This is a genomic window from Streptomyces sp. URMC 129, from assembly GCF_051386415.1.
Lineage (GTDB): Bacteria > Actinomycetota > Actinomycetes > Streptomycetales > Streptomycetaceae > Streptomyces.
On sequence record NZ_JBPQTQ010000025.1, the window covers coordinates 1 to 12,152 of the forward strand.

General features: G+C 73.2%; 15 protein-coding genes. 11 read left to right on the forward strand and 4 right to left on the reverse strand.

Annotated features, from left to right (window positions below; translation table 11 throughout):
- Both ACSNOC_RS07725 and ACSNOC_RS07730 read right to left on the reverse strand, forming a co-directional pair.
- Positions 1–1,041: sensor histidine kinase (locus ACSNOC_RS07725; protein ID WP_436746517.1), on the reverse strand; the 1,041-nt coding region annotated here is incomplete at its 3' end.
- Entirely contained in the window at positions 1,038–1,700 is a 663-nt protein-coding gene (locus tag ACSNOC_RS07730) for a response regulator (RefSeq protein ID WP_436746518.1), read from the reverse strand. The genes ACSNOC_RS07725 and ACSNOC_RS07730, both read right to left, overlap by 4 nt.
- Positions 1,701–2,056: 356 nt before the next feature.
- Here ACSNOC_RS07730 and ACSNOC_RS07735 point away from each other — a divergent pair, with 356 nt between their 5' ends.
- The 11 genes from ACSNOC_RS07735 (at position 2,057) to ACSNOC_RS07785 (ending at position 10,707) form a co-directional block, all read left to right on the forward strand.
- Entirely contained in the window at positions 2,057–2,254 is a 198-nt protein-coding gene (locus ACSNOC_RS07735) for a hypothetical protein (RefSeq protein WP_436746519.1), read from the forward strand.
- 17 nt (positions 2,255–2,271) lie between these two features.
- Positions 2,272–2,478 (forward strand): hypothetical protein, encoded by a 207-nt coding sequence (locus ACSNOC_RS07740; RefSeq protein ID WP_436746520.1) that lies wholly within the window; start codon positions 2,272–2,274, stop codon positions 2,476–2,478.
- 139 nt (positions 2,479–2,617) lie between these two features.
- Complete coding sequence (locus tag ACSNOC_RS07745) at positions 2,618–3,505, forward strand: hypothetical protein (protein WP_436746521.1); 888 nt, start codon at positions 2,618–2,620, stop codon at positions 3,503–3,505.
- Positions 3,502–4,557, forward strand: coding sequence for an alpha/beta fold hydrolase (locus tag ACSNOC_RS07750; protein WP_436746522.1), 1,056 nt, complete (start codon positions 3,502–3,504; stop codon positions 4,555–4,557). Before ACSNOC_RS07745 ends, ACSNOC_RS07750 begins: the two co-directional genes overlap by 4 nt.
- Positions 4,557–5,117 (forward strand): hypothetical protein, encoded by a 561-nt coding sequence (locus ACSNOC_RS07755; protein ID WP_436746523.1) that lies wholly within the window; start codon positions 4,557–4,559, stop codon positions 5,115–5,117. Before ACSNOC_RS07750 ends, ACSNOC_RS07755 begins: the two co-directional genes overlap by 1 nt.
- Positions 5,114–5,902, forward strand: coding sequence for a class I SAM-dependent methyltransferase (locus ACSNOC_RS07760; RefSeq protein WP_436746524.1), 789 nt, complete (start codon positions 5,114–5,116; stop codon positions 5,900–5,902). The genes ACSNOC_RS07755 and ACSNOC_RS07760 overlap by 4 nt, the downstream gene beginning before the upstream one ends.
- Positions 5,899–6,870, forward strand: a complete 972-nt coding sequence (locus ACSNOC_RS07765) for an ABC transporter ATP-binding protein (RefSeq protein ID WP_436746525.1) — start codon at positions 5,899–5,901, stop codon at positions 6,868–6,870. The genes ACSNOC_RS07760 and ACSNOC_RS07765 overlap by 4 nt, the downstream gene beginning before the upstream one ends.
- Positions 6,857–8,095 (forward strand): ABC transporter permease, encoded by a 1,239-nt coding sequence (locus tag ACSNOC_RS07770; RefSeq protein ID WP_436746526.1) that lies wholly within the window; start codon positions 6,857–6,859, stop codon positions 8,093–8,095. Before ACSNOC_RS07765 ends, ACSNOC_RS07770 begins: the two co-directional genes overlap by 14 nt.
- An 81-nt stretch (positions 8,096–8,176) precedes the next feature.
- On the forward strand, positions 8,177–8,839 hold the full coding sequence (locus tag ACSNOC_RS07775) for a GOLPH3/VPS74 family protein (protein WP_436746527.1): 663 nt from the start codon (positions 8,177–8,179) through the stop codon (positions 8,837–8,839).
- A gap of 120 nt (positions 8,840–8,959) precedes the next feature.
- A complete protein-coding gene (locus ACSNOC_RS07780) occupies positions 8,960–10,066 on the forward strand; it encodes a magnesium and cobalt transport protein CorA (RefSeq protein ID WP_436746567.1) in 1,107 nt (368 codons plus the stop codon).
- A gap of 23 nt (positions 10,067–10,089) precedes the next feature.
- Positions 10,090–10,707, forward strand: a complete 618-nt coding sequence (locus ACSNOC_RS07785; protein WP_436746528.1) for a DedA family protein — start codon at positions 10,090–10,092, stop codon at positions 10,705–10,707.
- A gap of 31 nt (positions 10,708–10,738) precedes the next feature.
- Here ACSNOC_RS07785 and ACSNOC_RS07790 read toward each other — a convergent pair whose 3' ends face one another.
- Positions 10,739–11,140, reverse strand: coding sequence for a YccF domain-containing protein (locus tag ACSNOC_RS07790; protein ID WP_436746529.1), 402 nt, complete (start codon positions 11,138–11,140; stop codon positions 10,739–10,741).
- 15 nt (positions 11,141–11,155) lie between these two features.
- Positions 11,156–12,016: a zinc metalloprotease HtpX gene (gene htpX / locus ACSNOC_RS07795; protein WP_436746530.1), complete on the reverse strand. Its 861-nt coding sequence runs from the start codon at positions 12,014–12,016 to the stop codon at positions 11,156–11,158.
- Positions 12,017–12,152 lie beyond the last annotated feature (136 nt).

Below are 12,152 nucleotides of genomic sequence, written 5' to 3' on the forward strand. Positions count from 1 at the left end.
GGGGAAGGCGGCGCGCAGCAGGTAGCCGCCGTCGGGGGTGGGGGCGGCGCGCAGGGTGCCGCCGAGGGCGGCGACGCGGTCGCGCAGGCCGGTCAGGCCGCTGCCGCCGCGTTCCGGGGCCGGTGGACGGGTGGGCGGGCCGTTGCGGACCTCGACGACCAGGCAGGTGTCGTCGTCCACCGAGCCGACGTCGACGTGGACCCAGGCGCCGGGCGCGTGGCGCGCGGCGTTCGTCAGTGCCTCCTGCACCACGCGGAACGCGGCGGCCTGGGTCGCGGCGGGCCACCGGTCGGGCCGGCCGACGGCGACGCGGCTGTGCGTGACGTGGCCGGCGCGTGCGATCAGTCCGGGCAGCTCGCTCAGGCCGGGGGCGGACACCGGGGCGGCGCTGACCCGCAGGGCGCCGGTCAGCCTGCGCATCTCGTCCAGGGCCTGGCTGCTGAGCGAACGGATCGCCGCCGCCTCGCGGGCGACCGCCGGGTCCTGGGTACCGGCGCCGAGCGCGGCGGCGCGCAGGGCGATCAGGCTGGCGGCGTGACCGACGGAGTCGTGCAACTCCTGTGCCAGCGAGGTGCGTTCCTCGGTGCGGCGGTGTTCCTGGGCGCGGAGCGCGGCGACCAGCAGGCCGAGGGCGACGGGGGCGGCGGCGATCGCGGTGAGGTCGGCGAGCACCACCGGCACGGCGCCGGCGCCGGCCCGGCCGTGGCCGGCGGCCAGGACGGCGGCGGCCGACACCACGACCGTGACGGCCGCGCAGCCGGCGGCCACGGTCGCCGGGCGGCGCAGGGCGACCTGGTAGAGGGCGATGGCCGTGGCGAACCAGGTGCCGGCCAGGGCGAGTCCGGGCAGGACGACGATCAGCGTGACGACCGGGCAGCGCCTGCGCAGCAGCAGCGCGGCGACGGCGGTGACGGACACGGCCAGCCGCCAGGCCAGGAGCCCGTCCGGCGAGGTGACGACCTGGCGGAGGACGTCGAGGCCGCCCAGGAGCAGCACGCAGGTGTCGGTGACCCGGGCGCTCGGGCGGCTCGGCCCGGTCATGGGCGGTCTTCGAGCAGCCCGATCCGCTCGGCGATCAGGGCGGCCCGGACCCGGTTGCTGGTGCCGAGCTTGGCGAAGACGCCGGTCAGGTGGGTCTTGATGGTCTCCGGGCTGACGATGAGCCGCTCGGCGATCTCGCGGTTGGACAGGCCGCCGCCGAGGAGCCGCAGGACGTCGCGCTCCCGCGCGGTCAGCGCCTCGGCCAGGTGGCGGGCGGCCTGGCTGCCGGCGGAGCGGGCCGCGTGGGCGCGGTAGCCGGCGATGACGGCGGGGGCGACGTGGTCGGAGACGACGCCGACCCCGGCGCGGGCCTTGCGGACGGCGGAGGTCAGCTCCTCGACGGAGGCGTCCTTGAGCAGATAGCCGCAGGCGCCGGCGGCGAAGGCGCGCAGGACGTCGTCGTCGGTGGCGATGCTGGTCATCATCAGCACGGCGGGCGGCGCGGGCAGGGCGCGCAGGCCGCGCAGCACCGTGATGCCGTCGGCGTCCGGCATCCGGATGTCCAGCAGCACGACGTCGGGGCGGGTGGTGCGGGCGAGCGGGACGGCGTCGCGGCCGGAGGACTGGCCGACGACGCGGAGCCCGGCGTCGGTTCCGAGCAGGGTTTGCAGTGCGGACCGCGCTAACGGCTCGTCATCGACGATCAAAACGCGTATCACGATCCCCACCTGATTTCCGGACGTGCGGAAGCGCCCTGATTCATGGTCCGCCGTCCGGTCCGGGCGTACCACCGGAGTCCTCTTTTCGTTATGGTCCCGTGACGCCCTCATTCCGGAAATCTGTCCGATTCCCGCAGGCCAGAGCATCCCCCAACCGTGGGAGGCGAACGGGCGCGCTCTCCCCCGGCCAGGGGATGGCTATGTCTCTCCTTTGCCGTCAACGATTTGTCCGGGGAACTTCCGCGAGTTGTGTGCCAGGGGGGCGGATGACGACCATCGGCTCATTTCCTTCGCCGCGCTTTTACTCGCGTGAAGATCCAGTGAATCGCAGTGACTGCTTTTCGGAGGAGGGGCGAATGAGCACCTTGCTGAACAAGGTGAATGCGAGTGAGGAGCTGCGCTCGGTGGCTTCGGATCTCGCCGAGGCCAAGGACATGTCGGCGGGCATTCCGGTGCTCGCGACGATCACCACCGTGTGCCCGGCGACGGGCTACATCATCGGCGGCGGCCTGTTCGCGACCGGCGTCGGCATCACCTACACCGTGAACGACTGAGGGAAGGAAGGCCCAGCATGTCCGCCGTCGTCACCAAGGTGAACGCCAGCGTCGAATTCAGCGCGATCCCCAGCGGGATCACCGAGGTCGAGTGGGCGAACGGGCAGGCTCCCGTGCTCGCCACCCCGGCCGCCGTCACCGTCACCCCGACCCTGAACAGCGTGACCCTCGGCGTCGCCGCCTTCACCGGCGGCATCGCGGTGGGTGACGCCCTGTTCGGCTGAGGGCGTCGGACCGACGACCGAGACGAGGCCGCCCGGCACGGGCCGGGCGGCCTCACCGGCCCACGGCCCCCACCGGCTCCCACCGGCCCTCACCGGCCCTCACCCGACAGGCAGAACTCCCGACAGGAACGTGCGACCAGTGACGCTTGCCTCCATCGCCTCCCGCGCCGCCGCACTCGCCGGCAAGGTCTGCTCCCCGCCGCGCATCGGACGGGACCGCGCGCTCACCCTCGCCGAGCAGATCAGCGCCACCACCCATCTCGTCAGCAGCCTCGAACTCCTCGTCCGCGACCGGGACCGCCGCGAGGGCGGCCTCAACGACTGGGACATCGCCCGCGACAACTACGCGCCCCGCGTGCCCGGGCTCAAGAAGCTCCTCGACGCGGTCGCGGACCGCCGCACCACGCGCCTCCTGCACGGCGCGCGGGCGGTGGCCGCCGCCTCGCTGCTGGTGCCCGGCACCCACCGGGCCCACCGCGCCGCCGCCAACGGCTTCCTCGCCCTCACCTCCATGGCGACCTACCCCCGGCACAGCTACGGCACCGACGGCTCCGACCAGGTCTCGTTCGTCGTGCAGACCGCGGCGCTGACCGCGCGGCTCGGCCAGCGCGACCCGCGGATCGTGGACGCCGCCCTGTGGTACGTGGCGCTCCAGTCGACCATGTCCTACGCCGTCTCCGGCTGGGTCAAGCTGCTCAGCCCGGTGTGGCGGTCCGGCGAGGCGCTGCCGGGCATCGTGCGCACCGAGACGTACGGCGACGAGGGGTTCTACCGCCTGGTCTCCCGCCACCCGGGGGCGTCGCGGGCGGTGGCGCACGCGGTGCTCGCCCTGGAGTGCGGCTTCCCCGCGCTGTTCCTGGCCAGGGGCCGGTTCGCCCCGGCCGTCCTGGCGGCGACCGGCTCGTTCCACCTGGTCAACGCGCGGGTGATGGGCCTGGGCCGGTTCCTGACGGCCTTCGTCGCCACCTACCCCGCCGTTCTGTACGCGGCGCAGGGGCGCCCGGGCACCCCGGAGGTGACGCGGTGAGCGCCGTCGTCGCCGGCCGGAGCGACACGCTGCCTCGCGCGGCCGGGGGCGCGCTGGCGGCGACCGCCGCCGTGGGCGTGGCCGCCCGGGTGCTGCGGCGGCGCCGGGTGCTGCGCGGCAAGCCGGGCGAGCGGCTCTTCGAGACCGGCTCCGGCAACGTGGTCGCGTACGAGTTCACCGAGCCGTCCGGCCCGGACGCCCCCGCCGGGGGGCCGGTGCTGGTGTGCGAGGCGGGGCTGCTGTCCACCGCGGAGCACTGGGCGTGGCTGCGCCGGGCGCTGGCCGGCCGGCACCCGCTGCTCACGTACAACCGCGCGGGCTACGGGCGCGGCGCCTACCGCCGGACGCAGCCGTTCACCGTGGCGGGCGCGGCGGCGGACCTCGCCGACCTGGTGCGGCACGTGTGCGGTGACCGGCCGGTGGTGCTCCTCGGGCACTCGCTCGGCGGGTACATCGCGGTCCGGGCGCTGGGCCCGCTGCGCGACGTCGTGACCGGCGCGGTGCTCATCGACCCCAGCCACCCGGCGGAGCTGCTGCGCTCCAGGTCCCAGGCGCTGGGCGCCGAGGCGTTCTCCTTCGCGCTCACCCTCATGCCGCTCTCCCTGCACTGCGGACTCGGCCTGCTGCTGCGCCGCCCGCCGTGGGTGGACATGCTGCCGGAGGAGGAGCGGCGGCTGGCGCTGGACCACTACCGCGACGGAAAGCTGTGGAGCGCCGGCGCCCGCGAGTGGCGCGGGGTCTACGCGGACTTCCTGAACCACGACGGGTCCACGCCGCCGGTCGGCGTCCCGCTGTGCCTGGTCGCCGCCGCGGTGACGCACCAGCGGGACCCGGTCCAGGCGGAGCTGCACGGGGAGTTCGTGGCCGCCTCCCCGGCCGGGACGCTGGCACTGATCGAGGACGCCACCCATGACGAGCTGTTGTTCAACGAGGTGCCCGCGCGGCGGATCGCGGCCCTGACCGACGCCTTCGTGGCCGGTCTGCCGGCCGGACCGGCGGCTGCCCCGGCCGCTGTTCCGGCCGCCGCCCCGGCCGGGGAAGGGAGGAGCTGATGGACACGCGCAAGGCGGTGGCCCGTTCCGTGGAGGCGGGCTTCGCGGCCTGGCTGGTGATGACGCTGCTCAGCCAGCACCCGCACCAGGTGTTCGACAAGTTCCGTTTCTACGACCGGGTCGGGCTGCTCATCCCCAACTGGCGCTTCTTCGCGCCGCAGCCCGCCCGGCACGACTTCCACCTGCTCTACCGGACCATCTCCGCCGCCGGGGAGGAGTCCCCGTGGCAGGCGGCGTCGGAGGTCGTCCGGCGGAACTGGACGCACATGGTGTGGTTCCCCGGGCGGCGCCAGGAGAAGGCGATCTTCGACGTCTGCAGCGAGCTGACGGGACTGGTCGGGGCCAAGTCGGCCAAGGTCGCCGAGGCGCCCGGGTACCGGCTGCTGCGCAACTTCGTGCGCCGGCACCTGCGGGAGACGGCCGCCCGGGAGAACGCCCCGGACGTCTCGGGGTTCCAGTTCCTCGTGGTCCGCTACAGCGGCCACGACCACTCCGAGGAGCCGCAGTTCTCCTTCGTCTCGCCGTTCATTCCGCTCGTCCCCGAACCGGAGCCCGTATGACCGGCACGATTCCCGCGCGCGCCACCGAGTACGGCCGCCAGTTCGCGCACTTCTACGACCGGCTCTTCCCGGCCGGCGACGCGGCCGACGCGATCGCGCAGGCCCTGACCACCCTGCTGCCGGGCGGCCGGGGCCCCGCCCTCGAACTCGGCGCCGGGACGGGCCGGATCGCGATCCCGCTGGCCCGGCGCGCCGGGCGGGTCACCGGCGTGGACGCCTCCCCCGAGATGCTGGACCGGCTGCGCGCGGCGGCGCGCGCCGCGGAGGCGGACGTGGAGGCCGTCGAGGCCGACATCTGCGACCTCGCCCCGCTCGCCGGGGACCGGGTCTTCGACCTCGTCTACTGCGTGTGCAGCACCCTGCTGCTGGTCACCGACGCCGACGACCAGCGCCGGGCCGTACGCGCCGCCGCCCGGCACCTGGCGCCCGGCGGGCACCTGGTGATCGAGACGCACAACGTGCCCCGGGTGCTGGCGCTGGCCGCCGGCCGGCCCGTCGTCTCGTTCTTCGTGCCGTACCCGGAGCCGGACACCGGGGTGCTCAGCTCCTGGTTCCTGGACGAGGCCAAGGCGGAGTGGCACACCTCGCAGGTCCTGATGAGCGCGGGCACGTTCCGCGTCGGCAGCGAGCACCTGCGCCTGACCACCGCCGAGGAGATCGACGCCTACGCCGCCGACGCCGGGCTCGTGGCCACGCACCGCTTCTCCGACTGGGGCGGCACCCCGTACACGGAGGACGGCGCGATGCTGGTCGCGGTCTACCGCAAGCCGGTGAGCGGCCGGTGAGCGCCGCGGCGACGGCCCCCGGCACGGCCGCCCCCGGCCTGGAGATCGACGGCGTGGACAAGGCGTTCGGGGAGAAACGGGCGCTGGACGGGGTGAGCTTCACGGTCCCGGCCGGCCGGATCGTCGGCTTCGTCGGCAACAACGGCGCGGGCAAGAGCACCACGATGCGCATCGTCATGGGCCTGACCGCCCTCGACGGCGGCGCGGTCCGCTGGGACGGCCGTCCCCTCGACTCCGCCGCGCGCCGCCGCATCGGCTACATGCCGGAGGAGCGCGGCCTGTACCCCCGGATGCGCGTCCTGGAGCAACTGGCCTATCTGGGCCGGCTCAGCGGCCACTCCCCGGCCGGGGCCGCGGCGGCGGCGCGGCGCTGGGCCGACCGCCTCGGGCTCGCCGGGGCCGGGCGGGCGCGGCTGTCGGAGCTGAGCCTGGGCAACCAGCAGCGGGTGCAACTGGCGGCGGCCCTGCTGCACGATCCGCTGCTGCTCCTGCTGGACGAGCCGTTCTCGGGCCTGGACCCGTCGGCGGTCGGGGTGATGAGCGAGGTGCTGAGGGAACAGGCGGCGCGGGGCAGGCCGGTGCTGTTCTCCAGCCATCAGCTCGACCTCGTGGAACGGCTGTGCGATCAGGTGGTGATCATCTCGGCCGGCCGGATCGTGGCCGACGGGCCGGTGGCGGAGCTGCGCTCCGGCGGGCCCGTCCGGTACCGGATCGCCGCGGACGGGCTCCGCCCCGGCTGGGCGGGCGGCCTGCCCGGAGTGACCGAGCTGGAGTGGCGCGACGGCGGCTGCGTCGTCGAAACCGGGCCGGCGCGGGACCAGGAGCTGCTGGCCGCGGCCGGGAAGGCGGGCCCGCTGCGGGAGTTCACGCCCGTGCGGCCCAGCCTGACCGACCTGTACCGGGACGTGGTGGACGGCCTGGGGAACGACGAGGCGAGCGACAAGGTGAGCGACGATGACGCGGACTGACTCCCCCTCCGGCGCCCCCTCCGGCGACACGGCGACGCCGGACGCGCTGCCCGCGGCCGTGTCGGTCCGTCTGGTGGCCGGGCGCGAGCTGCGGACCCGGCTGCTCTCGGCCGGCTGGATCGCCGGCACCCTCATCACCATGGTGATCGTCGCCATCCTCGCCCTGCTGCCGGGCTTCCTCGACGGCGACGGCGAGGCGACCGTCGCGGTCACCGGCCTGTCGCAGACCCAGCGGCAGGCCCTCGCGGACGAGGACGCGCCGGGCGAACGGTTCACCGTGCGGGAGGCCGCCGACGCCGCCGAGGCGCGGCGCCTGCTGGACGACGGCGAGGTCACCGGCACGGTCACCGGCGACGGCTCCGGCTCGGCCGCCGGGCTGCGGATCACCCTGGGGCAGAAGTCCGACGAGGCGCTCGCGGACACCCTCGCCGCCCGCCTGGAGCAGCAGGCCCTCGTCGACGAGCTGCGGCGGCAGGGCGCGGACGTCGAGGCGATCGCCGCCGGCGTCCGGCCGCCCGAGGTGGCGTTCCTGGAGGACGACACGGGCGACACCCAGCGCGTGGTGCTGGCCTACGTGGTGTCGATGATGCTGTTCACCCAGATCATCGGGGCCGGGGGGTCCGTCGCCCAGGGGGTGGTCGAGGAGAAGAGCACCCGGGTCATCGAGATCCTGCTGGCCAAGGTGCGGCCGACCCCGCTGCTCGTCGGCAAGGTGCTCGGCATCGGCGCGGTCGGCCTGGTGCAGCTCCTCGCGGTGGCGGCGGCCGGGGTCGCCACGGCGGCGGTCGCCGGGACGCTCGCCATCGAGTCCACCCTCACCCGGGTGGCGGCGGCGAGCCTCGCCTGGTATCTGCTGGGCTTCCTCTTCTACGGCTTCCTCTACGGCGCGGTCGGCTCGCTGGTCTCCCGGCAGGAGGAGCTGTCCGGGCTGACCGTTCCGCTCCAGCTGGTGAACTCGGCGGCGCTGGTGGCGGCCGTGATCGGGCTTCAGGACATCGGCGCCGGCTGGCTCGCCGCGCTCAGCTACGTACCGCCATTCTCCGCCATCATCGTCCCGATGCGCATGGCCGCCGACGTGGCGGACCCGGTCGACGTCGTCGTGCCCGCGATGATCCTGTTGCTGGCGACGGCGGCCGTGGCCTGGGCCGGTGGCGTCGTCTACAACCGGTCGATCCTGAACACCGGCAAACGGGTACGGCTCGCCCAGGTGCTGCGGCGTGCCTGAGCGCGGCCTGCCCGCACCACACACACGGACCGGCATATGCGGTGGCGTTTGCGCCACATGACCAGAGGGGAGCCGTCAGGAATGGACATCACGCTGGGAGAGCAGCTTCTCCTGCTGTCGCTGGACGACGAGTCGGGAGCCGAGCGGGAATCGACGAGGGTGGCGTGGGCGATCGCCGCCGCGTCGCTGGTGGAGCTGGCCCTCGCGGGACGGATCGACGTGACGGACGACGTGGTCACCGTCCGGGACCCGGCACCGATCGGTGTCCCGTATCTCGACACGCAGCTCGCGGAGATCGCCGGATGGGAAAAGCCGGGGAAGACCGGCCCCTGGATGCGCCACCTGATGAAGGGCGCGGTGAACGGGGCGAGTGACGGTCTGAAGGAGCGCGGTCTGGTGCGGGAGGAGGTCAGGAAGGTGCTGGGCCTGTTCCCGGTGCGCCGGTACCCGGAGGCGGACGGCTCGGTGGAGGCGGCGCTGCGGGAGCGGCTGGACGCCGCGGTGCTCGGCGGGCAGGCGCCCGACGAGCGCACCGCCGCCCTGCTGGCGCTACTCCACGGCGCGAAGCTGCACCGGCTGGTCTTCCCCGACGCCGACCGGCGGGCGGTGGAGAGGACCATGGCCGAGGTGGCGCGCGGGCAGTGGGCGGCGCCGGCGGTGCGCCGGGTGCTCGACGCGGCCGACGCGGCGCTGACGGCGATCATCACCGGGACGGTGGTGGGGGTGGCGATCAGCGGCGGCTGACGGTCCGGCACGGGCGGCCGGGCGGCGCCGATGGCACGCATGAAGTGGCCTTCCCAGGTCAGACGCTGGAGCGACGTGCTTCGTAGACTGGCGCTGATCTCAGGAGGCCCCGTGTCCGTCATGCGCAACCTTCGCAAGGCCATTCAGCACCCCCTGGGGCGCACGGAGACCGTGCCGGCCCGGAAGGTGGACCTGAGCCACCCCGCCCGGTCGCCGCTGGGCACCGCCGTCGTCAACTGCGCGGCCTACCGCAACGGGGTCCGCCAGGACGGTCACCGGTCGCCCGAGGACGCCCTGTCCTATGTGCGCAGGCGGCCGGGGCGCGGGTTCGTGTGGATCGGGCTGCACGAGCCGGACGAGGAGGAGTTCGCGGGGATCGCGGATCTGTTCGGGCTGCATCCGCTGGCCGTGGAGGACGCGATCCACGCGCACCAGCGGCCCAAGCTCGACCGGTACGACGACACGCTGTTCATGGTGCTGAAGACCGTCCGCTATGTGGAGCACGCCCAACTCACCGCCACCAGCGAGGTGGTGGAGACCGGCGAGATCATGATCTTCACCGGCAGGGACTTCGTGGTCACCGTCCGGCACGGCGGGCACGGCTCGCTCGGCCCGCTCCGGGAGCAGCTGGAGGCGAATCCCGCCCACCTGGCGAAGGGTCCGTCCGCCGTGCTGCACGCCATCGCCGACCATGTCGTGGACCACTACCTCGACGTCTCCGAGGCGGTCAGGGACGACATCGACGAGGTGGAGCTGGCGGTCTTCGCCGACATCCCCGGGCGCGGCGGCGACCCCGGACAGATCTACCAGCTCAAGCGCGAACTGATGGAGCTGAAGCGGGCGGTGGCGCCGCTGGACCGGCCGCTGCAGCAGCTCTCGGACAACGGGCTGCCGATGATCGACCCGGACATCCGGCGGTACTTCCGGGACGTGGCGGACCATCTGTCGCGGGTCAGCGACCAGATCTCCGGCTTCGATTCGCTCATCGACTCGATTCTTCAGGCCAACCTGGCCCAGGTGACGGTGGCCCAGAACGAGGACATGCGCAAGATCACCGCCTGGGCGGCGATCATCGCCGTGCCGACCATGGTGTGCGGCGTCTACGGCATGAACTTCGAGCACATGCCGGAGCTGGGCTGGACCTACGGCTACGCGCTCGTGTGGGCCGTGATCCTCGTCTCCTGCTTCCTGCTCCACCGCGGATTCAGGCGCAACGGCTGGCTGTGAGACCGGCGGTTTAGGCTTGGCCCGTGGATAACGCGATCCTCGACGCGATCGAAGGGTTCATCGCCACCCCCTGGGTGTACGTGGCTCTCTTCGCCGTCGCAAAACTCGACGGCTTCTTCCCCGTGGTGCCCAGCGAGACCCTGGTGGTCACCCTGGGGGTCTTCGCGGCGGCGGACGGCAATCCGAACCTGGCCCTCATCATCGTCGTGGCGGCCCTCGGCGCCTTCGCCGGGGATCACATCTCCTACTTCATAGGCCGGAAGTCGGGCGATCGCGTCTACGCGCGACTGAAACCGGGGGGCCGGACCCGGAAGGCGTACGACCGGGTCGGGGAGATGCTGGACAAGCGCGGCGGCCTGATGCTGATCATCGCCCGCTACATCCCGGGCGGCCGGACGGCCGCCACGCTGACGACCGGCGCCACCAAGTATCCGCTGCGGTACTTCTCCGCCTATGACGCGATCGCGGCCGTGAGCTGGGCGGTCTACTCCGCGATGATCGGCTTCATCGGCGGCGCGGCGTTCGAGAAGAACCCGCTGCGCGGCGTCCTGCTCGGCCTCGGCCTGGCCCTGGCCCTCGCCGGGATCCACGAGGGTGTCCGGATCGTCCGCGAACGCCGGGCGGCGGCCAGGGCCGAGTAGGGCCCCGGCCGGGCCCTGACCGGGCCGTGGTTCAGGACCAGCGGTAGCGCGGGTAGGGGTCGCTCGTCGGGACGATTTCGCGGCCCAGGGGCATCAGCGAGACCGGGATCATCTTGAAGTGCGCGATGCCGAACGGGATGCCGATGACGGTCAGGCAGAAGCCGATCCCCGCCACGATATGGCCGAGAGTGATCCACAGGCCGGCGACGATCAGCCAGATGACGTTGCCCACCCCGGACGCGGCACCCGCGTCCCGGCGCTCGGTGACCGTGTAGCCGAAGGGCCACAGCGCATAGCCCGCGATGCGGAAGCAGGCGATGCCGAAGGGGATCGTGACGATCAGGACGAAGCAGATCAGGCCGGCGACCGCGTAGCCCAGGGCTATCCACAGGCCGGAGAAGATCAGCCAGACGAGATTGAGAAGTGTCTTCACGCCTTCAGCATGGCCTCAGGGCCGGCCGCCCGCCATGCGTTCCAGCCGCGCGACGCGCTCGGCCATCGGCGGATGCGTCGAGAACATCCGGGCCAGCCCCTCGCCCCTGCGGAACGGGTTGGCGATCATCATGTGGCTGGCCGTCTCCAGCTGCGGCTCCGGCCGCAGCGGGCGGGCCTGGGTGCCCGCCTCCAGCTTCCGCAGGGCGCTGGCCAGGGCCATCGGGTCCCCGGTGAGCTGGGCGCCGGACGCGTCCGCCTCGAACTCGCGGGAGCGGCTGACGGCGAGCTGGATCAGCGAGGCGGCGACGGGGCCGAGGATGAGGATCAGCAGCATCCCGAAGATGCCGGGCCCCTCCTCGTCGTCGCGGCCGAACGGGATGAGCCACGCGAAGTTGACCAGGAACATCACCACGGACGCCATGGCGCCGGCGACCGACGCGATGAGGATGTCCCGGTTGTACACGTGGCTCAGCTCGTGGCCGATGACGCCGCGCAGCTCGCGCTCGTTCAGCAGGCGCAGGACGCCCTCGGTGCAGCAGACGGCCGCGTTGCGCGGATTGCGGCCGGTGGCGAAGGCGTTGGGGGCCTCGGTCGGGGAGATGTACAGCCGGGGCATCGGCTGCCGGGCCTGCCCGGCCAGCTCCCGGACCATCCGGTACAGCTCGGGGGCCTCGAACTCGCCGACCGGCCGGGCGCGCATGGAGCGCAGGGCCAGCTTGTCGCTGTTCCAGTAGGCGTAGCCGTTGGTCCCGAGCGCGATCAGCAGGGCGACGACCAGCCCGGTCCGGCCGAAGAAGCTGCCGATGATCAGGATCAGCGCGGACATGCCGCCGAGCAGGGCGGCGGTCCTCAGTCCGTTGTGCCGGCGGTGCACGGTGTGCCCTCCAGGTAGCGCAGTGGGGGTGTCCGGAAGGATCCGGATGTCGGAGTTTCTCCACTAACAGTGGACACTCCCGATGTGCACAACGCCATATGAGGGAATTCCGTTCCCCGCGGGCTCCCCACGAGTC